Genomic DNA, 24,631 nt, shown 5'->3' with positions numbered 1-24,631 from the left:
ATCTATCGGATCGCCGCGCTCTCGAGAGCGCTGCTGAACCTTACCTCGATCGTGTCTCCCGGCATGACCTCGGTGTCTTCTTGGGCCGGCTGTTTCCGCCATTCTTCGCCCACCCTGCGAACGATCGTGACCTCGGCTTGGATCGTCTCACCGGCAACCGGCAACGGCAGGGCGGCAGCTCCCGTGGGCTGCAACTTCTGGCTGGCGGCGCGAAGTCTTGCATTGATGTCGGCAAGACGCACATTGGTATCTTTCAACTCAGTCAGCAGACCTATCCTTCTTTGGTTGTCATTGCGTTCGTGCTGTCTGGCAAAATCAGCCTGCTGACGTCGTGCTCTCATAAGTTCAACCGACGTTTCGAGTGCCCGGCTGGAAGAGAGTACCAAAGCGCGCCGGACGTCGGCGAGCCGGTTATTGGTGAGATTTCCGGACTCAAACGCCTTCCTTACGCGCGCCAGCTCGTCTTCGTCCGCCTTCACGCCATCCGCTTCGGCCTGCTCGCGTTTGAGCAAGGTCTCGGTTTGTGCAGCGGCATCCTTGCCACTTTTATCGAGAAAGCTCTGCTCTTGCTGGAAGTTGTCCAACGAGAGCTTCAGCCCTTCTGCTTCGGCCTGGGCGATCGCCGATGCAAAAACTGCCGGCAAGGGCGATCCTTGTGGTGGCTGCATGTCGAAGCTCGATTTGCCCTGAAGTTCGGCGCGAATGCGGGCGCTGTGATAGTAGTCTCTCGTGTATTCCCCCCAAAGCGATTCGTAATCGCGCCGCAGATCCACCGGATCGGGGCCAACCTGGTTTGCCCGGGACCGCAAAAGGCTGAAACCACCTGACACGGCAATCGCCTGCCGCACGGTCATCAGCGGCCGGTAGGCCTGCTGTCCGGGAGTGAGCACATCCCCTGTCACATAGATCGGCCGATATTCTGCGACCACGGCGGTCACGTCTGTCGGCTTGATGACGATCATTTGCTCCCGCCCGTCAGGCAGACGATGGTGGAATATCTTGGTTGGCAGGATCGTCTGCATGCGTGTTTGCAGTTCGGCCGGGCTTAGGCCGCCCACCGAAACCATCCCGACTTCGGGAAACGCGATCGTGCCGTCCATCTGGACCACGGCACGTTGCGTTCGCTCCGGGATGGAGGCAATTCCTATCTCGACGGTGTCGCCGGCGGAAAGTCGATAGGCGACCTGCGCTTCCGCTGCAGCGGCCGTATCCATGGCAGCCAGCATGCCGAGCACGACAAGAAGGATTCGGTTAACAAGGACCATTGGTGACAATCTCCTTCTGGTTCGAATCCAGCGACAACTGCGGAGCCAATCCACCCAGGCGAAAGCTCATGTCATGTAACCCATCTCATGGCGCACCCGGCCTTCGCTGAGGCGTCCCTGCCACCATCCGATGGTCCGCTCCAACCCTTCGCGCAGGCTGGTCTGGGCGCGCCATCCAGTCTTGCTTTCGAGGAGCGAAGAATCAGCCAGCAAGGCACGCACCTCTGAATTCTGCGGCCGCAGGCGGCGCTCGTCGCGGTGAATTGGTTTCTTGCAGCCACTCAACTCGACCACCAGATCCAATATGTCCGAGATCGTCACGGCGCGCTGGCTTCCGGCATTGTAGGCATGGCCAAATTCGAGCTCGGCCGAACCTGCGGTCAAAAACGCCGCCGCAGTGTCTTCCACGAAAGTAAGATCGCGGATCGGGCTGGTGTCTCCCACCATGATCGCCGAGCATTTCTTGTCGAGAGCCTGACGTATGATGGTCGGTACGATGGCTCGCTCGCTCTGGCGTGGGCCATACGTATTGAAGGGCCGCATGATGACCACGGGGACGTCGAACGATCTGGCGTACGACTCCGCCATCATGTCCGCACCGATCTTGGATGCCGAATATGGTGACTGTCCCTGCAACGGGTGTGATTCGCTGATGGGCATTGTCAGCGCGGTGCCATAAACCTCGCTTGTCGAGGTGTGCACCACACGCTCCGTCTCCCATTGGCGCGCCGCTTCGAGGACGTTGACCGTGCCCAGGATGTTGGTTTCTACATAGGACTGGGCCGCGGCATACGAATATGGGATCGCGATCAGTGCGGCGAGATGAAACACCACCGCCTGGCCACGCACGATCCGGTTAAGAAATGCGCTGTCACGAACATCACCGCGGATGAGGTTCAGCTGGCTTCGAATGGTGTCCGGCAAATCGTCCAGCCAGCCGTGGCTGTCGAACGAATTGTAGAGAGCCAGCGCAGTGACGTCCGCGCCGCTACGGACGAGTGCTTCGGTGAGATGCGACCCGATGAACCCATCGGCACCGGTAACCAGAACTTTCCTGCCCTTGTATGCCATGACCCAAGCGTTCCCCCTATGACGTGAGGCACTGACTTTGCAAATCCACGAGAGCGCGGGTATTCCACCTGCTCTCAAGTTCCGATCGGCGGCGGCGAAACGACGCCAAGCACCGCCAGCAAGCCGCGCACCATCCAGACGACATCAGAGACGATCGTGCGCTGCGGATAATAGGAAAGGTCGAGCCTGGCCTTGGCAGGAAACAGAACCTGGCGGTAGAACAATAGCGGGTCCACGGATCGCGGATAAAAATGCGCTTCATTCCGGAAGAGAACCTGGGCCGGACCCAACAAGCCTGGCTTGTATTGTAAAATGTCCTCAAAGCCCCCACGAAAACAATCGGCAAAGGCAAGGCTCTCCGGGCGTGGACCGATGATTGCCATCTCGCCTCTGAAGACATTCCATAGCTGCGGCAGCTCGTCGAATTTGGTGGCGGCGAGGAACCGCCCGATTGGCGTCATGCGGCTGTCATCGGCCATGGTCAGCGCCAGGCCACCGGGATCGCATCGCACTCTGAATTTGCGGAATTTGTACATGCGGAATGGGCGAGCACCGGCCCCGACGCGGGTCTGCGTAAAGAAGATTGGCCGACCGCCTTCCAGCAGCAGCGCCAGGGCAATCAGCAGCATCAGCGGAGCGAAGACGATCGCCGCAGCTGCAGCAATGACGAGATCGATTGCTCGTCTCACAGCCCCATGGGCGGCGCTCGAGACGTTAGGCCGGTGAATGGCTAGGTCCAGGGCATTCATGCGGCTGTTCCTGTCTGAGCGCAGTTATTGACCGCCGCGGCAAGAGCGACCACTACCGTTTCGACCAAAGGTGCGGTGATCTGCGGATGCAGCGGTACAGTGAGTTCGCGCTGGGCGAAATCTTCCGTGCGCGGTAAATGAGTACCGGGAATGAGCTCACGATAGAGCGTCATCTGGTGCACCGGCGGGTAGTGGATAGTGGTTTGTATCCCTTGCGCGCGCAGTGCGTCGATGACGTCTTGCCTGTCGGCGTAACGCGGCAAAAGGATAGGCATGATGTGGTAGGCCGACGTCCGCGGCTCGTGGAACGGGATGGTCACGGCCGGGCAATGCTTCGCGATGAGACGGCGATACAGCATCACCAGGATACGCCTGATCTCATTCCACTCCTGCAGATTTTGCAGCTGGACCAATCCGATCGCAGCCCGCAATTCATCCATGCGATAATTGAATCCGAGCATGGTGACATCATACTGCGGGGTGCGGCTGTTCAGCCTTTGACGTGTCCCGGTGGTCATCCCATGTCCACGCGCCTGGCGGATCGTCTCGAGCAGACCGGCATCCCTGGCAATCACCGCCCCGCCTTCCGCCGTGGTCATGTTCTTGTTGCCGTAGAAGCTGAAGGCGGCCGCGGCACCAAATGTCCCCACCTCCTTCAGGCCGGGCGCATGCGCCGCGTCCTCGACGATATGCAGCCCACGGGCACGGGCGAACTTCTGCCATTGTTCCCGATCGGCGAGGTAGCCGGCGAAATGGACGAGAATGACTGCCTTGGTGCGGGCCGTGCATTTCGCTTCGGCTTCCGCGATGGACATCAGCGGCACATCGACCGACTCGATGTCGACGAAAACGGGGGTCGCACCAACATAGAGGACCGCATTTGCGGTCGCCACGAAAGTCAAGGATGGGACCAGCACCTCGTCGCCCGGGCCGATACCAAGTGCGTGCAAAATGAGATGAAGCGCTGCGGTACAAGAACTGACCGCGACGCAATCCTCCGCACCATGCACGTCGGCAAAGGCTTGTTCGAAGGCTCGTACCTGCTCCCCCATGGTCAGCCAGCCGCTGTCGATGACCTTGGTCAAAGCAGTCTTCTCCGGCACACCCAAGATCGGGGCACTGACCAAGAGCATCACAACCTCCTAGACTGATAACTGTGGGAACCGCGCTGGTGACTTCATCATGCAGCCGTCGCAGTGACCTCGATCGAGGCCGACTGGTCTTCCCAGGAAATGGTCTGTGCGTTCTGAAAGTCGTCGACGCGCCCGATATCGAGCCAGAGACCTTCATGCTTGTACACGTGCACGGTTGTGCCGTTCTGCATCATCTGGAGCATCAGGTCGTCGAACCCAAAGGGTATGCCGGACGGGATGAACTGCAGAACGTCTGGATTCATGCAGTAAATCCCCATGCTGACCAGATGCGACAGCGTCGGTTTCTCGCGAAAGGTCTGCACGGTATTGTCGACTTCGTCGATGACGCCGAAATCCATCTTGATCAGGCGACAGGCTGTTGCGATCGTCACTGGATCGGTGTGCTTACGGTGCGCTGCTACAAATCGACTGAGGCTTAGATCCGTAAGGACATCGCCATTGAGAACGATGAATGGCTCCGTCAGTTCGTCCCTGATCAAAGACAATGGCCCGATGGTGCCCAGCGGCTCCATCTCCTGCGTGTATCGAATTTTCAGGTTCCACTGCGAGCCATCTCCACACACGGTGCGGATCAAGTGGCCGAGATACCCGGTTGTAATATAGACTTCCTGAATACCGTTGCGTCGCAACCATTTCAGAAGCATCTCGAGAACCGGCCGTGCACCAATCGGCATGAGCGGCTTCGGCAAGATCGAAGTGAAGGGGCGGAGGCGTGTTCCCATTCCACCACATTGAATCACCGCTTTCATCCTGGTCCTCCCTTGTTCATTCGGCCTGAACGCCATCGTCACGGGCCGGTTATCCTACCCTGGTCAGCACCCGGGAAACGCGTTCTTGTCCCCTCAGAAGAACCGGTGAGATTTCCCGTAGAAGACCGGTGAGATTTCCCCACCGATCCCTGATCCGGACATTGCATCTGGATGGTATGTGGCCGTCGGGGTGGATGTCGTCGTGCATTCGAATGGTAACAATTCAGCCGTTTTGCTGTTCTATACCTACAGACCTATGGCAGTGCTGAACGACCAGCCGGTCTGTCAGCTTTCCAAGAGGTCAGAACACATGTTCGACGACGTTCGGCGGGTTTCGCTCACAAGGGGCAAAAAAAGAGGAGCGTTTCCCGTCATTTAAGATTATATTAGAAATCTGGCGTTTGCGGCGTTGGGGTGCCGCGGCGTCGGCTGGATGAATCGACGAGTGAATGGCTACGACTTTCAGGCCCATCACCGTTCAATCCATTCAGATACGCGTTGGGGTAGTTCAATGTATCGAATCGTCATCGCCGACGATCACGGCTTGTATCGTCGTGGCTTGCGATTGGCACTGACCGCAGGCATTCCAGGTGTGGAGATATTTGAAGCGTCTTGTTTCGACGCGGTGCTCAGTTTGCTGGCAGAGCAATCGTTCGTGGATCTTGCGATCCTGGACCTGAATATGCCGGGCCTGTTCAATCAGGAGGTGCTCGGCGGGATCCTGTCCGCCTATCCGGACACGCGATTTGCGATCGTTTCCGGAAACGATTCACGCTCGGAAATACTCACGGCTCTTTCGATCGGGCTTCACGGCTACATCGTAAAGTCGCAGACGGACGAAGAGGTCGTTTTGGCTGTCAATGAAATCCTCTCCGGCCGCATCTATGTTCCTGCACTTCTGTCACGCCCGGGTGCAACGCAAACAACCCACGCGCATACACACTCCGAGAAAGGCCCACAGCGACGTACCACAGGCCTCAACCTTGGCAGGCTGACCTCGAGGCAAAAGGAAGTCCTCAAGCTGATGGCGGAAGGCTATTCAAACAAGGAAATTGCTCGCGACCTGGAAATCGCAGAGGCGACCACGAAAATCCACGCTGCTGCGGTCCTGCGTGAGTTGGGGGTACGCAATCGGACAGAAGCTGCGGTTATGCTGAAGACATGGCTTTCGAGACATGCCAGCTAGGGCGCCGCGCGTCCTTTTGGACATGCAAACGGCGCCCAAGCTTTCATGCATATACTGCATATACCGAAACTGCGCTGCGGCCTTTGGCCAACGACATCCCTGGAAAAGAACCTAAGCGCATCTCCAAGGCCATTCAGCGCGACGCGTCTTTTAGGTATCTGCTTTTCGATCGGAGCACTGCACTAGGATCCGATTTCCTTGCGTGACAGCCGCAGCGAATACCGCAACCCGTGGTCAGTTATTTCCAGTTTGGGAGAGTGACCGACAAGCGGCGCTCCATCTACTCCGATTATCATGGAACCGAAGCCATGACGGACTACGCTCGAGGTCCGCCGCCGTCCCGATTCCACCCACTCGAACACGATCTCACTGCCTGTGTCTTCAGGTGCAAATGTCCAGCTTACGTCGATCCGGCCTTTTGGATCGCCAAGCGCTCCATATTTCATGGAATTGGTGGCAAGCTCGTGGACGATCATTGCAAAACTCTCGGCGGCGCCTCCCGACATCACCACGGAAGGACCGCTGACCGATATGGCGCGTGTTCCCATATATGGTTGCAACTCTTGAGCAACGAGATCGTTTAGCGCCCCCGATACGCTGCCGTTGCGTGAAAGAAGCAGATGGGTTGCCTCGAGCGCGCGTATCCGGTCGATCAGCATTTCCTTGTATTTGGCAACATTGTTTCCAGGAACATCGACCATTTTCACGAGCGCCGTGATCACCGCGAAAACGTTGCCGAACCTGTGGCGTTGTTCGAGCATAATGCGCTCCCGCTTCTTTGCCGCGGCGCGCAGCAGCGTGGTTTGTCGTCTCTCGCTCAGGTCGGCAGCCACTCCAAGCCGCTGTCCTCCATCACCCTGTCTTTCCTCCCTTCCGCGCAGGGCAACCCAGCGGATATGCCCGTCCGGTCGACGGACGCGTATCTCAACATCGTAATTCATGACCGATGATGCGGGCTTTCTCGATGCCGCCAGCTTTGGCCAGTCCGCCGGATGAACGACAGCTGATAGTTCCTCCAAACTGCGGCTATTGGCCTGGGCCAAGCCGAGAACGTCCCAGAACGTGTCCGAGCCTGTGACTGTCCCGTCTTTAAGGTCGATCCGCCACGTGGCCAAGCGTCCAGCAGACAGAGCGAGGTCTAGCCATTCCTTCTGAGCCCGAAGCGCTTCGTGAACAGCTCGTCGTTCCGAAATATCGTCGACCACCACGAAGATGCTCTCCGAGAGTCCCCCCTCGGGCACGGACGAAGAAAGCGTTAGCCTGGCCCAGAATGCCGTACCGTCCTTTCTTAAAAGACGGACCTCCGAAACGAACGAAGCAATGTCGTTGCCTAGGCCCGCCAACAATTGCGCCAAGGTGTCCCGGTCGTTCGGGTGGGCGAGCGTATCGAGCTGCAATTGGGCAAGCTCCTCCTCCTTGTACCCGGTCATCTCACAAAGGCGTCTGTTGGATTGCAGCAACTCACCTTTCTCGTTGGTGTTCGCGAATCCCATGGCAGCACGTTCGAAGGCCCAACGATAGCGGCTTTCGGTCGCCTCGACGGCAGCGAGCCTGGCCTCCGCGACTTCCAGCAGCTCACGCAAGTCCTGCCGCAGGCGATGGAACGTCATGGCAATCACCCCACCCGAAACCAGAAGCAGGATTGCGCGTGCCCAATCGCCATTTGAAATCTGATCGTATCCTCGCGCCCAAAGGCCGACCGCCACCATCAGAATGGTCGCAGCGAGCGCAGGCACACGATCTTCGAGATAAGCGATAATAATAATAGCCGGAACAAATTCCAGAAAACTGGCGCCTTGCCCAATATAGGCTGACGATTTTATTTCAAATATCAGTGTGGCAGCTAGTACGGATGCAGAGGCAATATGAGTTAGCAATCTGCCCGACGGTTTCGAATTCGACCTGCGCGACTGCGAGCTCATGGACACAGACTACAACCTTCTGACTAGCCCGTCGAGACTAGAGCAAAAAACGTACAGCTTAGTACCACTGCCGGATTGCCATACCGCTATCATAGCGCGCATTTTATCGGATGCAGCAGGGGCTATGAGCTGCCTTAGAACTGTCAGATCATATTGAGTTTTCAAGGTGGTGATGAACACGTTATCCGTCAGCGCATAGAAGACTAGAATCCATCTAAACATAAAAGACTATCCGAATCCCGAATACTTATTTTCGGGCGTGTGTGAAACTTTGGGTTAGGGGTAGAAAATGAACCTGATCGATAGACATGTTGATGCTTCTTCGGGCGGTAGGTACATTGCTACGAGGACCAAGTACGATTTTGACGCGCGGAATACGCGACCCTCTTCTGGTCACCTTCCCGATCGCGCATCGGATCCATTGGACGCACGGCTTGGGGAACCAAAAGGCCGCAGTCTGGAATCCATAACCGGCGTGCTTGATCGCATTGGCTGTGGCTATCTCGTGCTGAATCGCGAAAGAAAAGTAGTCGAGTGGAACGCAGCCGCCCAAACCACGCTTGAGCGCCAGGGCGAAGCGGCTGACACGGCGAGCGGGCTTACGGCCGCACTAAGGCGGCTGATCGCGAATGTTCCGGGCCAATTCCTGCCGGGCTCGTTATCCTGGGTGGTAATCCGCAGCAGGGGCGACCGGCCGGTGATATTGAACGAGAACGGAGTTATTGCTCCCGACGGAACGAGCATCGTGGCGTTGCTGGACCGGGACAACAGGTCGGGGCCAAATCCTCGCACGTTGCAAAGAATGTTTGGCTTGACGAGCGCAGAAACGCACCTCGCCTTGCGTTTGGCTCAGGGCGACGCACCTTTGGAGATCGCTCGCAGCTGGCGTCTCAGCCGCACCACGATCCGTTCCCAGCTTGCCTCGCTGTTCGCCAAGACCGAAACGAAACGCCAGGCGGAACTGGTGGCCCTTCTTGGGCGTATTTCGGTCCTGCCATAAGGGCCGGCCACTTAAATGCAATCGCCGGACGTCGGCGTCCGCCCGGGATCCAGACGACGCAATTTGGAGTGTCATGATTTGGCAGGTCGTGCATCGCGTTGCGCGGTTCGTGGCACCGACGTCGCCTGAACTCCACCAGGTTCGATGCGCTGACGTAAATATCGGAAGCTGGAATCTCGGACCGGCAATTCGGTACTGTCGAACGGAATTCGAAAGGCGACAAGTTGGACAACGATCTATGCAGCGAGTCTGTCCTTGCCGCAACGGAGAAGGTGGAAATCGCCCGATCGCGTTCGGATCAAGCGGTGAAGAGACTTGCACGGACAGGACCGATCGTCGTCACCGGCGCAGCAGGTTTCATTGGTTTTCACGTGGCCTCGCGGCTTTTGCGTCTGGGTGTCAAAGTCGTGGGCGTCGACAATTTCACACCCTATTACGATCTGCGGCTCAAGGAAGCGCGGTTTGCACGCCTCTGTAGCGAGGCGGAGTTCACGCCGATACGAATGGATCTGGCGGATGCCGCGCGCGTTCAGTTGCTGTTTTCAAACGTTCGCCCCTCACACTTTGTCCATCTCGCGGCTCAGGCCGGCGTGCGTCATTCAATTGTTGACCCGCACGCCTACGTGCAATCGAACATAGTGGGGTTTCTAAACGTCCTTGAGGGCTGCCGGCATTACGGCGTCAGTCATCTCGTCTACGCCTCCTCGAGCTCCGTCTACGGCTTAAATCGAACCATACCGTTTTCCGAGCACCACGGCGCCGATCATCCCGTCAGCTTCTACGCCGCCACCAAGCGTTCGAATGAATTCATGGCGCATTCCTACAGCCATTTGTTCGACCTGCCCGTGACGGGACTGCGCTTCTTTACCGTTTATGGCCCCTGGGGCAGGCCCGACATGGCAGTCTATTTGTTCACGCGCGCGATCATCGAGGGCAAGCCAATCGAAGTAGCCAATGCCGGCCGCGTCTGGCGAGACTTCACCTATATCGACGATATCGCTGAGGGCGTGGTTCGGGCACTCGCTGCACCGCCGCGGCCCGATCCGAATTGGGACCCTTGCACCGCCGACCCTGCTACAAGTTCCGCGCCGTGTCGCGTCTACAATATCGGCAACGACCGGCCCGAGGAAATCAACCGACTGATTTCGATCATCGAGACCGCCCTTGACAGCCGGGCGCTTCGCGTGGATGTGCCGTTGCCGCCTGGCGACGTTCTGGAGACGCGCGCCGACGTCAGCGATCTCCGCAAGGCCGTCGGCTTCGCCCCGGCGACACCGCTTGAGGACGGAGTGCAACGCTTTGTCGAATGGTACCGGGACTTTCATGGAACGGATGACGCGGTCAGCATACGGCAACAAACGTCGGTGAATGATGAGGCCACAGTGTAGGCCGCGCCTTGTCGGGCAACGATCTGCCACTCGGCAAATTTGAGATTTCGCATTTTTTTCGGACAGAGAATAAAGCGAGTGTCGGCCCCAAAGCCGCCCCCGCCAGCCTCTATCCGACACAATCTTGGACTCGAAATTCCTGAACGCTGATGCCGTCGAGTATCGGGCGCGATAACATCAGATCAGCGCAGGAACCAATGAGGCGGCTGGCCTTCGACTGCGCGCGTTCTGAGCGACGCCAGCGCAAAGATCAGCCCAGGGATAATTTTCAGCCGTTTGCTGATATAAATCGACATCGCCACATTCCAAATCGCCAACGCAAGCGCGAGGCCCACTGCGGCGCCCGGCGCGCCGTAGAGCGCAATTCCTGCGGCACAGCCCATGATGCTGGCCGCGGCGCCGGCGATCATGGTTGCGGCTGCCGCCCATTCGTTTCCAGTCATCATCAAGAGGAGCATCTGGGGTCCGCATAGCGCGACAAAGACATATCCGAGAATGAGTATCCGCGCGACGGGTGCCGCTGTACTGAAATCTCCGCCGAACCAGCTCAACAGAGGTTCAATAATCGCAAGCATCGGGATGGCCATCGCTATGGCGCCGCCAGAGGAAAGTAGGGCGGCCCGTGAAAACAGCTGCTGCAGAGCCATCCGATCGCCTCGGGCATGAAGGGCGGCCGCTGTCGGCGCAAACATCGTCGAGACAGCGACCAGGGAAAGGCTCACAAGCAATGCGACGTTCAATCCCAAGGCGAAAATGCCCGCTTCGCGAATGTGATGCGTCCAGCCCAGCACCATGACCCCGGCCCGGCTGATGAAAACATCGAGCCCGGCCATGAGCATCATTGGCGGAACCGCGGACCACCATTCCCGCGACTCGTCGCCTGGCTGAACCTGCCGCAAGCCGGGCGGCTGAAATTTTGCCGCCATGATGAACACCAGGCCGACCGTGATGGCTGAACTTGCCAGCACCGCCTGCATCACCAGGGGTGCGTTGGGGGTCCATGATCCGGATAAGACCGCCATTCCCAGCAACGTCAACAATAGGCCGTCGCGCACGATGCGTTCCGGCATGAGGGCCGAGACACCGCCGCCGAAAGCACGAACAAGTGTTGCGCCCAACGCGTAGGCGGTGACCAAAGGCACTGCTGCCATGCCTAGCAGCTGGCTGGTTTGAAGCTCCTTGTGAGAAGAATCCGAAAAGAACAAGACCAAGGCGGCGCCAATGATGCCGAATAGTGTCGCTGCCGCCAGCGACCTTTGCAGAGCAAACCTGATTACCCCGTGTACCAGGTCAAGCCGCCCTTTGGCACTGTAGGCGGAGACGAAACGCAGCAAGGATACATGGAACCCAAGCGTTGCAAGATAGGCAAGCACCGAGGTCCAGGCCAGAACATAGGAGTAGATGCCATAGCTGGTGGAGCCAACGATGCGCGCAATCAATAACTGCGCCAAGCTGGTCAAGCCCGCACCCCCGATATAGACCAAAAGAGCGAAGATGCTGGCATAGCCGAGACCCCGGCCCGTGTCCTCCTCGTGCGGCAAAACCATATTTGCTGGAGCAACGGAGGCCGCAGGGAAGCGGGCGAGCTTCGGATCGCTGCAATCGTCGATGTCTCTTGCGCCGGCGGGCCCAGCTCCGGTCTGCGAACTCTTCGATATTATCTTCCGCTCGACAGACTGACTGCCGCGACGGTCGTTACGCGGAAGCCCGCATGTGACACTCATGATGTTCTCTCGAGCAAGAGATCTGCGCTGTCCCCAAACCGATAGCCAGCGTGTTTCTGTAGATTGACGTGCGTGAGAACGCTGCCTACGGGGACCTGAGCCGTCTCGTCCTCCGTCAGCAGCTGCAGAACACCGCGCGCGATGCTGCGACGCGTCCTGCCCCAGCGAACGGCGAACAGAACCACGTCAGCCCAGCCCGTCAGTAGCCTGGCCTCAGGTCCTCCAAGTCCCAGCGGTCCATTTATAATGACGACGCTGTAGATTGAGCGCAGCTCATCTGTGACCAGGGATCCGTCGATCATCGACAGCTGCGGCAGCAGATCCTCTGATGGTGCCAGCGCCATGAAGTCGATTCCAATTTCAGGCATTCCCGTGACCGCGTCGTGCAGGGGACAACGGTCGTTCATATAGTCTCCAAAGGATTTATGCGGCCGGAGCGCGCCGAATTCGTTCAGGAACTCGTTCGTGAGGCGGGCGCCCGTGCTGTCAAGATCGAGAAAAAGCACTCGTCCCCCAAGTCGGGTAGCTGCCAACGCCAGGCTCCATGCAAGCTCGGTCTTGCCATCATGCCGGATACTGGACGTTACGAGGATGACGTGCGAAGCGCGGCCCCTCGCCTTGTTGAGTGTCACGGTGACGAGGAGGGAAGTGATGGCTCGGCTGTAGCTGGACTGTCGTTGGCCAAGAACCAGCTGCTGTAGTCGTTTCGCGTGTATTGTGGGCGCTTCCGGTATCAGCCCCAGGCATGGGACCCTGAGCGCGGCTTCAGCTTCGGCCTCGCCGCACAAGGTCTGATTGAGGCGGCTGCGGACCATCACGAAGATCCCGCCAATGAGACCAAACACGATCATGCCGGGCGGAATAAGGAAGATGGGCGGCAGGGTTTTTGGATTCGTCGGCGGCCACGCCGCTGAAAGGATCGAGACTCCGGGCAAGGGAGTTGCGATACGCTGCACCAGATCCTGTTGTTGCGTGAGTAGCTGGTTGTATCGCTGCGTCAAGATGCTGACCTGCGGCTCGAGCGCACGCAAGCCGGAAAGCCGGCCGGCTGTGTCGGCCACCACCGCATCAAGCACATTCTTGCGCCCCTCCAGAGCCGCAATCTGGGCACGGTAGATGTTCGCCTCCGCAGCAATGCGAGCAGTGCCTTGTTCGATCTCGCGGTTGATTGCAGTACTCAGGCCCGCATCCGCATTGTCGTTGGCTTGGCGAGCCGCCATGTCGGCCAGTACCGGTGACCCGATCGCTTCGGCGAGCGCCGCGACCGATGCTCCTTCCTTTCGCAAAGCCTCGATGTGTTGAAGGCGAGATTCCGTTGCGGAGAGATCCGCCTTCGACAAAGATATCTGCTGGCTGAGCTCGGCTGTCTCCTTGGCAGCGTTGTCCGCCGCACCTTGATCGACCGCGCCATGGCTCAGCCGATACTTTTCCAGGCGGTCGGTTGCTTTCGCCAAGTCGCTTTGTACGACCGGTAGGCTAGCGACGATCGAGGCGAGTTCCAGTCTGTCTGACGCCCTGCGCTTCTGTGCGAGATCGTCGATGTATACTTGGACGAACGTATTGGCCACAAGGGCGGCTCGCGCCGGATCGTTGTCGGTAAAGCCGACCGTGATCACTCTTGATCGCAGTTCCTGTCCAACCCTCATGCCCTTCCGTAATGCCTTGAGTTCGTCTTCATCGGCGGCCGCCGGCTTGCCCTGCGGCCAAATGCTTTCCAGCAGACCGGCTGCGAAGGTGCGTATGTTCTGCAAGTCGCCGCCGGCCGGAGCGGGGCGTGAATTTCCGGTTACGACATCCCCTTGCTCAGCAATGTTACCAACCTCCGTCTTGCGCAGGGCTGCCACCACGCGACGCAGATGCCCCTGCGAAGAGAGCATGGTTAAGTGGTCATCAATGCTCGCATCCAGCATCTCCTGCGCAGAATCTGCGCCTCCGGGAGCCGCATTCCTGCCAGGAGCATCGACAATCACCTGTGCGGTCGACTCGAACAGGACGGGACGCGCAAAACCCGCAAGCCCAGCCAACACACCGCCCAAAATCACCATTGCAAGCAGGAACCATTTTCTCCTCGCGACGGTAATAAGGACTTGATGGAAGGGGGTCTGCGCGTCGATCTGTTCGCGCAGGAATGGCCTCATGCGCGGGTTGATCTCGCGCGTCGGCACGTGCATTTCAGTGGCGCGCGGAAGGTGAATGCGGCTGACTATGGAACCTTCCATCTTATACTCCTGTCAGTTCGAGCACTGTAGACATGCCCGTTGCCGGCCCTGGGGGCCGCCCGGCCTCGTTGCGCCAGGCCTGGAACATCAATGCGGGCCACAAATCACGAGAATGGTCCTGTCTTCCGTCAAGGTGGTCGCGCCAGCACATCGCGACCTTCGCAAAGTCGAAGATCCCATCTCCGGAGAGGCGCATATCGGCGACCAGATCGCTGGCCCAGTCGCGCAACGGGCCTCTCAGCCAGACCGCTATGGGAACATCGAAACCCTGCTTCGGCCGGTCGATCAGCCGTTGCGGAAGATAGCGGCTCAGCAACTGACGAAGTATCCACTTGCCTTTGCCATTGCGAACCTTCGCATGTGCGGGCAGCCGCCAAGCGAATTCGACAACCCGATGGTCGAGAAGCGGGCACCGGCCCTCGAGGCTGTTGGCCATGCTGGCACGGTCCAACTTCACCAATATATCGTCGGGCAGGTAGCCGGCCATGTCGTCGTACAAGAGACGGGACAGCAGGCCATCAAGCCGGGGTGACTCTTGAATTGATGTGGGCGGCTTGTGGAGTGTGAGGCTCTCGGTCGATACTCCGGTCAGCCGTTGATACAATTCGTCCTCATCTGCTGCGGCGAGCAGCCGAGCGAGGCGGTGCAGCCGATCGCTCCGCAGCGCGAGCCGTGCACTCGCCGAAAGCGGCAGCTTGCTGACGAGATCGTAGCGCGCCGCACGGGCCAGCAATTCGACCCCTGCAGCAAGCGTGTGACGCAGCGGCGACGGCAGCGCATGCTGTCGTTTCAACCGCGCCGCCATGAAGTGGCGGGCGTAACCGGCGAAGCATTCATCGCCACCGTCGCCTGACAGGGCCACGGTAACATGCTGGCGGGCGAGCCGCGCCACCAGCAAAGTTGGTATCTGCGATTCGTCGGCGAACGGCTCGTCCCAGATCTGCGGCAATTCTGGAATGACCTCGCGCGCAGCGGCGGCCGAAAGGTGTAGTTCAGTATGATTGGTGCCCAGATGCCGCGCAACCTCCGCGGCGTGGGGAGCCTCATCAAACCCGCCTTCTCCGAAAGCAATCGTGAATGTGCGCACCGGCTTCGGCGACTGAGCCTGCATCAGCGCCACAACGGCGGAGCTGTCGATGCCACCAGACAGAAAGGCACCCAGCGGCACATCGGCTACCATGCGTTCCCGAACGGCAAGTCGCAGCAGGTCGTCGAGTTCGTCGGTCAGTTCTTCGTCGGTGCCGGCGATTGGATTCAGTCGACCGTTCGCGGCGACTTCAGGCAGCGACCACCAGTGTCGGACGCGTTGCGAAAGGGATGCGGCACTGCGCGCCTCGGCAAAATCTGCCGCCGTCACAGACAGAACCGAGCCAGGAGGTAACTTGAATACGCCTTGCCAGATGCAACTGTTACCCGGCACCCATCCCTTCGAAAGCATCGTCGCAGCCGCGTCGAGATCGAGCTCCTGACAGAACCCTGGAAAACGATTGATCGCCTTCAACTCGGAGGCAAAAACAAGCGCATCGCGTGTTGCAGCAACATAGAGCGGCTTTTTGCCCATTCGGTCGCGGGCGAGATGGAGGGTCCTGGTCTTCAGATCCCACAATCCAAATGCGAACATGCCAGCGAGGCGCGTCAGTGCGGTGTCGAGACCCCAACTCTCGATTGCGCACAGCATGACTTCGGTATCGCTGGCGCCACGGAACCGATGGCCAGCGCCTTCAAGTTCGCGGCGCAGATCGCGGAAATTGTAGATCTCGCCGTTGAACGTAATGGCATATCGGCCACTTGCCGAATGCATTGGTTGGCGTCCCGCCTCCGATAGATCGACGATAGCCAAACGCCTGTGGCCGAAGGCGATGCCGGCTTCACGGTTGACCCAGAAGCCTTCACCATCAGGCCCGCGATGACGAAGGCCCGTCGTCATCTGCCCTATGGCCGTGAGCGGCCTGGCACTGGCTGCATCGGGTGCAAGGAGAATTCCGGCAATCCCACACATGCCATCACCTCCGGTCGCTCGAGGTTGCCGAAACCGTTTGCGGCGTTCCGGCAACAAGGCAAATGGTCAGCGCAAACCACACGATTGGATGGCGGATGATCAGATGTGGCATCCCGAAGATAACGATCGACACGACGAGCACGAACAGGGCATCGAGCTTTGCACGCCATGCGCATAAAGCCGCCGCGCCGACAATCCAGGCCAGGGCTAGGACTGCAATCAAACCACCTTGAGTGTATAGATCGAGAATCGTGTTGTGAGCCTCGAAAGGCCGGGGCAGAAACTGGCTGTAGGAAATGGGCGGGCGCTCCAGATGCGGCCCAGGACCAAGGCCCAGGGATCCTGACGTCAGGCCCTTGCCCAATGCATCTCCCCAGAGATGGAGGCGAAGTGCGGCGGTTTCGGCGGTCGCGTCGCCGCCCTTGTCCTTGGTGAGACTTAAGGCGAACTGTTCGACGCTGCCCGCTTCCGTGAGAATGTAGGGCGTCATCGACAAGGCCAACGGAAGGAAGCCAATCATCAACAGGAGGGTAACTTGCCGGGAAAAGCTGGCCTTGCCGTCACCGGTTGCGAGCCATGTCCGAACCCGCAGCCCAAGAAATATCAGGCAGGCCAGGACCGTCGTGTACAGATAGGTATCACTCTTCGTCAGCCTTCCGATATAGATGGTCAGGATAAGGCTGCTGAGCCCGGCCAATCTCGCCCACGGATTGCTAGTGGTCGTCGCAAGATGCAAGGCGAATGGGCCAAAGAGTGCACAATAGAGCGCGAGCTGGTTCGGGTTCTCGGACCAGCCGCGGAAGCGATCCCAGTACCACGGATCGACGCCGGATTGGTGGATCCAACCCCATCCAAGTGCCAGCTGAACAATAAAGCCTGCATTCGCGATCGCGACCACCCACCACGCAGTACTGCGCAGATGACGATCAGCCTCGGGCTCCGCGGCGGCTAGGCAGGTGACGCAGATCAGCAGCAGGTAGGCTATCATATCGTGCATCACCACCGACAGGTACAGCACCGTGGTCAGATAGCCGACGATGGTGCCAATCCCCAGAGCAAGCGTCATGATCAGCCAGAAGCCCGCGACACGGATCAGGGCGGGCCTGACTACCAAGTGACCGCCGGCGAGCACCCGGCCGATCGACAGCATGATCCAAAGCGCGAGAAACAGCTCGCCATAGCCGAGCGGCACTCCCGGAATGGTGAGCTGCGCCGCATAGGACATCGCAACGCCGCAGGCCAGCAACGCGTCGCGGATCATCGGCGCGCTCCACCCAATGCGCGGTTTACAGCAGCCTCTTCAAGCAACGCCGGCGACGCCGGTCGAGCGAAGCCGCCATGGGATTTGGCGCTAAGGACATTGTCGTAGAGATCACAATATTGCTCGACCACCCAGGGCAGCGAGAACTGCGTCCGGACCAGCTCGACAGAGCGAGCGCCCATGGTCCTTCCTTTCCGGCGGTCGGACAAGACGTCTATAATTCGACACGCAAGGCTGTTCGGATCGTGCGGTGGGACGAGATGGCCGTTCCATCCGTCTTCGACCACCTCATTGCAGCCAGGCATCCTTGAGGCGACGATAGGCAATCCTGCCAGCCCTGCCTCCAGCAGGACGCGCGGAATCCCTTCGCGGTATTGTGTCGGAAAGGCGAACAGATCGGCCATGCCAAGCAGGGCAGGAACGTCGCGTCGTGGGCCCAAGGCGATGACATGGGGCGCATGTCGATCAATCTCCGCCTTGTCCACCGCAAATGGGCCCTCGGATTCCAATGGCCCGACAAGCACGAAACGGGCATCGGGCCTTTCAGCCAAAATGCGAGGGACTGCCTTGAGGAGTGTCGGGATGCCTTTCTGGCGAGTTAGCCGGCCGACAAAAATTACGATCTCGGCGGATTGGAGCCCAAGCTCCTCGCGCATTTTCATCGCCGACGGGCCAAGATGCCTTGCCATGGCGAACGCATCGACGTCGATTCCAGAACTGCGGATCACTCGTCCGCTGCCACGTATGATCAGTCGGTAGCGTTCAAAGAATGACTGATCGTCCCGATTTTGGAACACCGTAGCGGCCGTCCATAAGGACGAAAGCCATTGCAGTCCGCAAAAGATTGGGCGCAGGGCCAGGGCGCGCGGTTCCAGGGACGAGAACGTCCAGCCCAGACCGTTGATTGTGCGCACGACTGGAACGCTCCCGCGCACCGCAAGTGGCGTCACCAGGTTGGGCTTGGTGTCGAAGCTTTGGATAATATCCGGCCGGAGTTCCGCCATCAGCTTTCGAATGGTTTTGATGGCGGCCCATTCCCCGCTGCTGCTGGAAAAGCGGTCGAAACCGTAGCTGCGATGCGGAATGCCATGCCGCAGGAATGCGGCTTCACCGCCGCTCGAAACCGCAGTAACCTGGAATCCCTTCTCTCGCAGCGACATCAGGAAGGGGATTCGCAGGGCGTGATCCTCGCCTCCAACACACACGAGGTGCGGATTCATCCTGCGTCTCCTGACCGTTCGCCGTAGCCCGATCGCGCGAAGTGGCCGGCCGTTGAATTTGCTTTCATAGTGTTGGTTTCGTTACCCATCACGCCCAAGATCACGGTAGGGGCAGGCCTTGCCACTGTCCTCGTCTGTTTGAATGACACACACCGTGTCCCGGAAACGGATCGCCGTGCCCAGCCGGTTCAGGTAGCCGCGCGTTGCATCAAAAAGGTCGGCACTGCCCAGATGCCCGAGCACGGAGTGGTCCGTTGACAAACGGCTCGCGCTCCGCGGCACTTTCCTGTCTTGGTGCTGGTTGCCGTCGGAATGCCGCCTAATTTGCGCGGCTAGCTCATCCTCTGGATGCGCGAAGTTTGACCACGCGGGAGATGATCGCCCGTGCCTCCGATGCTAGCAGGATCGGAATGCCGTCGCGTACCGGGTAGGCAAGTCCTGCGCTCTTCGATACGAGTTCGTCGCGATCCCCATCCCAGGCAAGTGAGCCTTTGGTCACTGGGCATACTAACCGTTTCAACAACTCAGGATTGAAAGAGGCATTCTCTTCGGCTCGCCTATCCGCATCCATCTGCTATTCCTTTCTCGGCTCCGACGCGAGCGTCTTTCGCACAAAAGCCATCACCCGACGTTCGAGTCATTTCTGTAAATCGTAGAGTTCCGGCAAGTGTCATAAGCCTTGCAAACTGCACTTTCACGGTAGGTGCAGGCTTGGCCACCTGTCGTCGTCTGTTTGAATGAATTGACATTGAACGGAGCTGCGTGGCGGCGAAGTTGGAGGTGAGGTGTTGAACGCACAATGGGTAAGCACGATCGGAGACAACCGTGATAGGTGACCGGAAGGTTTCGTTATTGAAGACCGCTCGCGGTTAATGCTCTCGAGCCAGTGTTTGACCGTTCCGGCCAGTCAATACGGGCGACGAAATCGTAAACCGGACCGCCGGGTACTCCCCAATTGCTTGACCAGACCACCTGTGAACCGTCTGGGGACGGCGAGGCGTGGGTCTCACTCCAGTAGTCGAATGGAGCGTTCTTCGTCTGCACAATACGTCGAACCTCTCCGCTGCCGTCGATGCGCAGCGCGATGACTTCCCGCGCATACGGCGCCCAATTCGGATATTTCGATACTTCGTCCGGGTCGCCGGAATAGCTAAGGAACACCCAACCCGGCCTGTCCAGTGACCTGAGCGATGCATGCTGTGCTTCGCCATATCTCATCAGCGAGGTGACTTTCCCATCTGACAGCCTTCGCTTGATCACCTGGAATATGTCCGGATCGGATTTACTGATCCCCACATAGATTTCGCTGCCGTCGGCATCGACCGTCATGTCCCCATGGCCAGGCCGATGATGCTCGGTCCATTTTTGGCGCAGAACGCCGTCAACCGAAAAGATGAACGTCTGTTCAGTTTCGTCTTTTAGGTACTGAATGCATAAGATGTTGACGCCTAGCGGCGAGATTGAGCAGGCGCTGTTGGTACCGACAAGCTGTGCGAGATCGATTTCCGGAAACTTCCGCCGCTGTTTGAGATCGTAGGCAAAGACGACCGCTTTGCCGTCCCCGCGAACCGCGCGCACGGCTATACGGCTGCCGTCACGGCTCGGATTCCCTTTATAAGGGCCGAACTGGAGATCGCTACTGTCAGTCGAAACAAACAGGACCTCCTCATGATTGGTGCGTGGCGCCCACGTCGAGATTTTCCGACCACCGACGCAGATCATCAGGTCGGGATCGCGAGGGTGCCATTCGCATTCGATCGATCGAACACGGCGAAAAAGCGGAGCGTAGGTGCGCCCATCCAGGAAGCATAAGCCGCCGCAGCCGTTGCTGATGACAAGAAGGCTCTGATCCGAATTCCAGGCCTGAGCGCTCGAATAGCGGTGGCTGCAATATTTGCTCCCGCATGCGATGCCGGCGCCGAGGATTCCGGGTTTGGTTATTCGCGTGAAAGTTGTGCCAAATGCCGCATCCTTCGCCGGGTGCAGGTAATCAGGCAGGTCCATGGCCACCGGCGCGACGAACTTTGTCGATGCCACATCCTCTTCACTCACCGCTCCGCGCAGATCTATGGATGTCGCGCTGGCAGCTAGCGTCAACGCCAAGACAATTTGGTAGCGAAAAAAGCGCATGTCGTGTCAACTCACGCGGTTCCGTCTCAATAGTTCGATTTCCGTTTTTATTGGACACCTTCTTCTCGACGCTTCAAAACCGTATCTCTCTAAGCTTCAACCCTTTTAAATTTCGCCCGCGCCGCGCCAAACTTGTCAATTACTCCACGCGCTATTATTTCGGTGGCGGCAGCGAGCCCGTCTGAATCTAAGCTTTCAACGCAAGTTGTCGGTACCGGGAACGATCCAAGTTGTTCCTCGATAAGATTAACGTGGTCGATATGATCAAGACTGCTCTGCAGATCAACTTCGAGGAACTTCTGAATGATGCCGAGATTACGCCGGCGTTCCCTCAACCGCGCCTCTAGAATCTCTCGTGGCGCCTGCAATCGGACAAGCAGGTCCGGTTTGGGTAGAAGCTCGAGGGCGCACGACACCCTTTCACGATCCGTTATGCCGCTGAACAAAACCAGCGAGCACACGAATTGCACCATACCCTGGTCAAAAATTGAGATCGTGTCCTTGGACGCTATTGCCGCGCGCCAGGCTTGTAGAAGAGCTTCAAGATGCCAGTTCAGACGAGCCGCCCACAGCTCATTCTTGGGTGGAAGGATCTTAAGCACTTCTGCACCGAGAGAACGCTGTCCAATCCACTTTGAATGCAAGCCGGAGACTAGTTTGAAGGCGGCTCTTCTAACCGGGTGTCGACGGTCGCCGGTCTGCAAAACAACAGAGTAGCCCTGAGTTCGCAGAACGTGCACCAGCTCGCACGCCAACGTCGTCTTACCAGCACCGGACGGCCCAAATAGCTCCAAGATCATCTTTCAATCCAGACTGAGGGAAGCCTTCCGGCAGTGATGTTATGTCCATTTGCTGAAGCGAACGCCCATCTCTTCCCGGGATGTCTAGCCGACGAGCCAGGAATTCGCGCCATCCGTATGAATGACGGTGTGGTCACGTTAGGATATCGACGAAGGCCATAATCGTGAACGGAAGGAGTGCGTTTCGGTCACTATCCTTCCCGATTGCCTTCCATCCGTTTGCCGTTCCGTCCCCGACAGGGCTGTGCAGTAGCCCAATGCCCCAGCGCACCTCCACGGGGCTCAGTAGTCATAAGTTCGGCATGTCTCATCCGTTCGGGGGATGCGAGATACCCAGCCATCTGGAAACCTTACCTCTGCGATGGCCCCACCCAGAACTGATCTTTTGCCGCCTCTATCGCCAATAGAACAGCTTGGGGGGCATCCAATGAATATGTTGGACAAAAAATCTTCGATTCCATCTCAGGAGAAATCGTATGAAAGCGGGCAGATGAGCGAGGACCTCAAGTCATATCCGTCAGCAGGGGCTACAGCCGCTATGCCTACTAGTTACGACGCCGAAGTCGCGGCCGCGGCCTATGATCTCCCAACAAAGCAGAGATATCAGGATCCGAGCTTTGCGAGCTGGTACCTGGACGGATATGCAGGCCGCTTGAAGCTGTCTACAATTGCATCCTACGTCATTGCGCGACGGGAGCAGCGCTGCATCGCCAAGGCGCTGGAGAGGTGCAGCCCGCCTCCATCCCAGGTGCTCGATATCCCATGCGGAACCGGGAAGCTGGCTGGCGTGCTGGGCCGGCATGATTGTCAGGTGCTGGCTGCAGACATTTCAATGGAAATGATGGCCCTGGCTAAGTCAGCATATGAAGGTCAGCCCGGATTTCGGGGATTCATCCGATGTGACGTGACGCAACTGCCGTTCGCCGACGAAAGCTTTGACACGGTGGTCTGTCTTCGCCTCATCCATCTTATCCCGCCACATCTCAGGCGCGACATTATCATGGAGCTCGCGCGCGTTGCCAGCCGCCGTCTGATCGTATCCTACGGCGTTGGCACCCGCCTCCAGAGAATGCGACTAAGGCTGCGGAAGATAATCACCGGAAGGCTGTCGGCGCCTCATCCCGTCAATCTTAACGTTGCACGACAGGATTTCGCAGAGGCGGGGCTCGAACTGGTACGCTCTTTCAGCGTCCTCCGGTTCCTGTCCTGCGAGCAGCTGTTCGTACTTGAGAAGGTAAAGGCGTGGCCTGCCGCCGGTTTGCAGCCTTTGCGTTAGCACTGGCATTGCGGATCAAGCCGCTGATGGGTGTCAAAAGCTGAAACGGCGACGGGAGGTGGCTGTGGAACCGGCAGGCAAGGCCATTCCGGCGCGCATGGCATCACTCGACCTGCTGCGCTTGGCCGCAGCCCTCGCGGTCGTGCTCTATCATTATCTTTTTGGCGGCGCGATCGCCGGAAGTCTCGATGTGGAATATCCTGCCGCAGCACCTTACGCCATCTATGGCTATCTCGGCGTCAATCTGTTTTTCCTGATCAGCGGTTTCGTCATCGCGTGGTCGGCCGAAGGTCGAACCTGGCAGGAATTCGCGGTCGCCCGCTTCGCCCGGCTTTATCCCGGATTCCTCGTCTGCATGACCGCAACTTTTGTTGTTCTCGTCGTCGCCAAAGACCAGCGTTTTCCGACCGATATTGCGACCTATGTAGCCAATCTCTCTATGTTCGCCCGCCTCTTCGGCAGACCATCCATGGATGGGGCCTACTGGTCGATCATGCTCGAGATCCTGTTCTACGGCTGGGTTGCAGTGCTGATCTTTGCGGGTGCCTTTCAGCGCTGGAAAATACCTATCGCTGCCATCTGGCTCGCAATTTCGGCAAGCAACGAGTTCTTCTTTGAGAACGCGGTGATACGCATTCTCTTTATTACAAACTATGCGCCTTTGTTTGCCGCCGGCATCCTCGCGGAAGACATCGTTGCAAGGGGCCGTTCGCCGGCTGCGTTCCTGCTTCTTGCCGTCGCATTCCTGGTGTCTTGCCAGACCATAATCTTCTCTCACAACTGGATGCATGAGCACTTTGGCGCTGCCATTTCGTATCCTGCTCTCCTCGCTGCCAATATAGTGGTCTACGGAGTCTTCTCTGGCGCGATACTGCTCCGCTCCGTGATTGCTCCATCCAAGGTTGTCATGATGCTCGGAGGATTGACTTATCCGCTGTATCTTTTGCATCAGTATATTGGCTACATCTCGCTTAACGCGCTGGCGCCGCATGTCGGAAAGAACGCCGCATTCTTCGTTGTCTTTGCCGGGATTCTTCTTGCCTCTTTTCTCGTCTGGCGCTTCATCGAGACGCCGGTACGCAAGCCGCTCGTTCGCGCTCTGGTGTCTGGGATATATCGCCTTGCACCAGCGTCGCAGCCAATCCGGCCAACCTCGTCCGCACGAACATCGTGATCAGAAGCGCTCGGCGGGTGTGCCAGAAAGATTCGCGTTAATCGCGAAACACCGGGGTATCCAGGCTTGGCACGCTGTACGGCACACTGGATGTGTCCCGCTTCCGGTTTCATTGACGGCTCAGCCGATTCCCCAGCACCCCGCATGACGAGGCTTCAAGAGCAGCGAAGCGCACTCCAAATAGCGCACGCCAGGTCCGGCACATGGCGCAAGACTCTCTTGCGACCTGGCACCGCATCGAAGGGCTTATCGGGGAGAAGGTCGCACTGTGTGTATCAACTTACGATCAAAGTTTCTCTCACGGGGTGCCGGTATGTGATTTGGCGCTAATATACGCAGTCTGT

At 58.4% G+C, this 24,631-nt stretch carries 19 protein-coding genes; 5 read left to right on the top strand and 14 right to left on the bottom strand.

All coding sequences use genetic code 11. The features are described 5' to 3' along the window. Window positions 1-2: 2 nt before the first annotated feature. From NKH05_RS13920 to NKH05_RS13900, 5 genes are all read right to left on the bottom strand, one after another. Window positions 3-1,265 (bottom strand): polysaccharide biosynthesis/export family protein, encoded by a 1,263-nt coding sequence (locus NKH05_RS13920; RefSeq protein ID WP_352964319.1) that lies wholly within the window; start codon window positions 1,263-1,265, stop codon window positions 3-5. 66 nt (window positions 1,266-1,331) lie between these two features. Further along, complete coding sequence (locus tag NKH05_RS13915; RefSeq protein WP_023718555.1) at window positions 1,332-2,336, bottom strand: SDR family NAD(P)-dependent oxidoreductase; 1,005 nt, start codon at window positions 2,334-2,336, stop codon at window positions 1,332-1,334. A gap of 74 nt (window positions 2,337-2,410) precedes the next feature. Beyond that, window positions 2,411-3,085, bottom strand: a complete 675-nt coding sequence (locus tag NKH05_RS13910; RefSeq protein ID WP_031193846.1) for a sugar transferase — start codon at window positions 3,083-3,085, stop codon at window positions 2,411-2,413. Further along, window positions 3,082-4,218, bottom strand: coding sequence for a DegT/DnrJ/EryC1/StrS family aminotransferase (locus NKH05_RS13905; protein WP_023718557.1), 1,137 nt, complete (start codon window positions 4,216-4,218; stop codon window positions 3,082-3,084). The genes NKH05_RS13910 and NKH05_RS13905 overlap by 4 nt, the downstream gene beginning before the upstream one ends. A 47-nt stretch (window positions 4,219-4,265) precedes the next feature. Beyond that, window positions 4,266-4,988, bottom strand: a complete 723-nt coding sequence (locus NKH05_RS13900) for a nucleotidyltransferase family protein (protein ID WP_031193847.1) — start codon at window positions 4,986-4,988, stop codon at window positions 4,266-4,268. A gap of 511 nt (window positions 4,989-5,499) precedes the next feature. On the opposite strand from NKH05_RS13900, the gene NKH05_RS13895 reads away from it, so the two are divergent. After that, complete coding sequence (locus NKH05_RS13895) at window positions 5,500-6,174, top strand: LuxR C-terminal-related transcriptional regulator (protein ID WP_352484593.1); 675 nt, start codon at window positions 5,500-5,502, stop codon at window positions 6,172-6,174. Between the two features lie 182 nt (window positions 6,175-6,356). Here the strand turns inward: NKH05_RS13895 and NKH05_RS13890 are convergent, their stop codons facing one another. After that, window positions 6,357-8,096: a sensor histidine kinase gene (locus tag NKH05_RS13890; protein ID WP_352964315.1), complete on the bottom strand. Its 1,740-nt coding sequence runs from the start codon at window positions 8,094-8,096 to the stop codon at window positions 6,357-6,359. 289 nt (window positions 8,097-8,385) lie between these two features. Here NKH05_RS13890 and NKH05_RS13885 point away from each other — a divergent pair, with 289 nt between their 5' ends. After that, on the top strand, window positions 8,386-9,096 hold the full coding sequence (locus tag NKH05_RS13885; RefSeq protein WP_031193850.1) for a helix-turn-helix transcriptional regulator: 711 nt from the start codon (window positions 8,386-8,388) through the stop codon (window positions 9,094-9,096). A 305-nt stretch (window positions 9,097-9,401) separates the two neighbouring features. Further along, a complete protein-coding gene (locus NKH05_RS13880; protein ID WP_352589636.1) occupies window positions 9,402-10,484 on the top strand; it encodes an NAD-dependent epimerase in 1,083 nt (360 codons plus the stop codon). 182 nt (window positions 10,485-10,666) lie between these two features. On the opposite strand, the gene NKH05_RS13875 is transcribed toward NKH05_RS13880, so the two are convergent. From NKH05_RS13875 to NKH05_RS13840, 8 genes are all read right to left on the bottom strand, one after another. After that, window positions 10,667-12,208 (bottom strand): lipopolysaccharide biosynthesis protein, encoded by a 1,542-nt coding sequence (locus NKH05_RS13875; protein WP_352639368.1) that lies wholly within the window; start codon window positions 12,206-12,208, stop codon window positions 10,667-10,669. Further along, window positions 12,205-14,427 carry a GumC family protein gene (locus tag NKH05_RS13870; protein ID WP_353025572.1) on the bottom strand — a complete coding sequence of 741 codons (2,223 nt, stop codon included), beginning with the start codon at window positions 14,425-14,427 and terminating at the stop codon, window positions 12,205-12,207. Before NKH05_RS13870 ends, NKH05_RS13875 begins: the two co-directional genes overlap by 4 nt. 1 nt (window position 14,428) lies before the next feature. Continuing rightward, window positions 14,429-16,426 (bottom strand): asparagine synthase (glutamine-hydrolyzing), encoded by a 1,998-nt coding sequence (gene asnB / locus NKH05_RS13865; protein ID WP_023718566.1) that lies wholly within the window; start codon window positions 16,424-16,426, stop codon window positions 14,429-14,431. A gap of 4 nt (window positions 16,427-16,430) precedes the next feature. Beyond that, on the bottom strand, window positions 16,431-17,687 hold the full coding sequence (locus NKH05_RS13860) for an O-antigen ligase family protein (RefSeq protein ID WP_023718567.1): 1,257 nt from the start codon (window positions 17,685-17,687) through the stop codon (window positions 16,431-16,433). Beyond that, complete coding sequence (locus NKH05_RS13855) at window positions 17,684-18,907, bottom strand: glycosyltransferase family 4 protein (RefSeq protein WP_031193856.1); 1,224 nt, start codon at window positions 18,905-18,907, stop codon at window positions 17,684-17,686. The genes NKH05_RS13860 and NKH05_RS13855 overlap by 4 nt, the downstream gene beginning before the upstream one ends. A gap of 337 nt (window positions 18,908-19,244) precedes the next feature. Then, window positions 19,245-19,478, bottom strand: coding sequence for a Trm112 family protein (locus NKH05_RS13850; protein ID WP_084642590.1), 234 nt, complete (start codon window positions 19,476-19,478; stop codon window positions 19,245-19,247). Window positions 19,479-19,756: 278 nt separating this feature from the next. After that, window positions 19,757-21,037 carry a hypothetical protein gene (locus NKH05_RS13845; RefSeq protein ID WP_352494504.1) on the bottom strand — a complete coding sequence of 427 codons (1,281 nt, stop codon included), beginning with the start codon at window positions 21,035-21,037 and terminating at the stop codon, window positions 19,757-19,759. An 89-nt stretch (window positions 21,038-21,126) separates the two neighbouring features. Next, complete coding sequence (locus NKH05_RS13840; RefSeq protein ID WP_352855588.1) at window positions 21,127-21,837, bottom strand: hypothetical protein; 711 nt, start codon at window positions 21,835-21,837, stop codon at window positions 21,127-21,129. Window positions 21,838-22,264: 427 nt separating this feature from the next. Here NKH05_RS13840 and NKH05_RS13835 point away from each other — a divergent pair, with 427 nt between their 5' ends. Together NKH05_RS13835 and NKH05_RS13830 are read left to right on the top strand one after the other, a co-directional pair. Continuing rightward, a complete protein-coding gene (locus NKH05_RS13835; protein ID WP_352484582.1) occupies window positions 22,265-23,113 on the top strand; it encodes a class I SAM-dependent methyltransferase in 849 nt (282 codons plus the stop codon). A 64-nt stretch (window positions 23,114-23,177) separates the two neighbouring features. Next, the gene (locus tag NKH05_RS13830) at window positions 23,178-24,287 is read left to right on the top strand and encodes an acyltransferase family protein (RefSeq protein ID WP_352484581.1); all 1,110 of its coding nucleotides are present in this window, start codon (window positions 23,178-23,180) and stop codon (window positions 24,285-24,287) included. Window positions 24,288-24,631 lie beyond the last annotated feature (344 nt).

The sequence above is a fragment of the Mesorhizobium sp. M1399 genome, assembly GCF_040317735.1.
In the GTDB taxonomy this organism is placed as follows: Bacteria; Pseudomonadota; Alphaproteobacteria; order Rhizobiales; family Rhizobiaceae; genus Mesorhizobium.
This window is presented reverse-complemented; position numbering and strand designations above follow the sequence as displayed.

What these genes read in the sequence shown, in the direction of transcription:
- NKH05_RS13860 (WP_023718567.1), bottom strand. Translation starts at nt 17,687, where the DNA reads ATGATCCGCGACGCGTTGCTGGCCTGCGGCGTTGCGATGTCCTATGCG.
- NKH05_RS13870 (WP_353025572.1), bottom strand. Translation starts at nt 14,427, where the DNA reads ATGGAAGGTTCCATAGTCAGCCGCATTCACCTTCCGCGCGCCACTGAA.
- NKH05_RS13850 (WP_084642590.1), bottom strand. Translation starts at nt 19,478, where the DNA reads ATGGATGCGGATAGGCGAGCCGAAGAGAATGCCTCTTTCAATCCTGAG.
- NKH05_RS13905 (WP_023718557.1), bottom strand. Translation starts at nt 4,218, where the DNA reads ATGCTCTTGGTCAGTGCCCCGATCTTGGGTGTGCCGGAGAAGACTGCT.
- NKH05_RS13845 (WP_352494504.1), bottom strand. Translation starts at nt 21,037, where the DNA reads ATGCGCTTTTTTCGCTACCAAATTGTCTTGGCGTTGACGCTAGCTGCC.
- NKH05_RS13895 (WP_352484593.1), top strand. Translation starts at nt 5,500, where the DNA reads ATGTATCGAATCGTCATCGCCGACGATCACGGCTTGTATCGTCGTGGC.
- NKH05_RS13910 (WP_031193846.1), bottom strand. Translation starts at nt 3,085, where the DNA reads ATGAATGCCCTGGACCTAGCCATTCACCGGCCTAACGTCTCGAGCGCC.
- asnB (WP_023718566.1), bottom strand. Translation starts at nt 16,426, where the DNA reads ATGTGTGGGATTGCCGGAATTCTCCTTGCACCCGATGCAGCCAGTGCC.
- NKH05_RS13835 (WP_352484582.1), top strand. Translation starts at nt 22,265, where the DNA reads ATGAATATGTTGGACAAAAAATCTTCGATTCCATCTCAGGAGAAATCG.
- NKH05_RS13890 (WP_352964315.1), bottom strand. Translation starts at nt 8,096, where the DNA reads ATGAGCTCGCAGTCGCGCAGGTCGAATTCGAAACCGTCGGGCAGATTG.
- NKH05_RS13885 (WP_031193850.1), top strand. Translation starts at nt 8,386, where the DNA reads ATGAACCTGATCGATAGACATGTTGATGCTTCTTCGGGCGGTAGGTAC.
- NKH05_RS13840 (WP_352855588.1), bottom strand. Translation starts at nt 21,837, where the DNA reads ATGATCTTGGAGCTATTTGGGCCGTCCGGTGCTGGTAAGACGACGTTG.
- NKH05_RS13915 (WP_023718555.1), bottom strand. Translation starts at nt 2,336, where the DNA reads ATGGCATACAAGGGCAGGAAAGTTCTGGTTACCGGTGCCGATGGGTTC.
- NKH05_RS13920 (WP_352964319.1), bottom strand. Translation starts at nt 1,265, where the DNA reads ATGGTCCTTGTTAACCGAATCCTTCTTGTCGTGCTCGGCATGCTGGCT.
- NKH05_RS13855 (WP_031193856.1), bottom strand. Translation starts at nt 18,907, where the DNA reads ATGAATCCGCACCTCGTGTGTGTTGGAGGCGAGGATCACGCCCTGCGA.
- NKH05_RS13875 (WP_352639368.1), bottom strand. Translation starts at nt 12,208, where the DNA reads ATGAGTGTCACATGCGGGCTTCCGCGTAACGACCGTCGCGGCAGTCAG.
- NKH05_RS13900 (WP_031193847.1), bottom strand. Translation starts at nt 4,988, where the DNA reads ATGAAAGCGGTGATTCAATGTGGTGGAATGGGAACACGCCTCCGCCCC.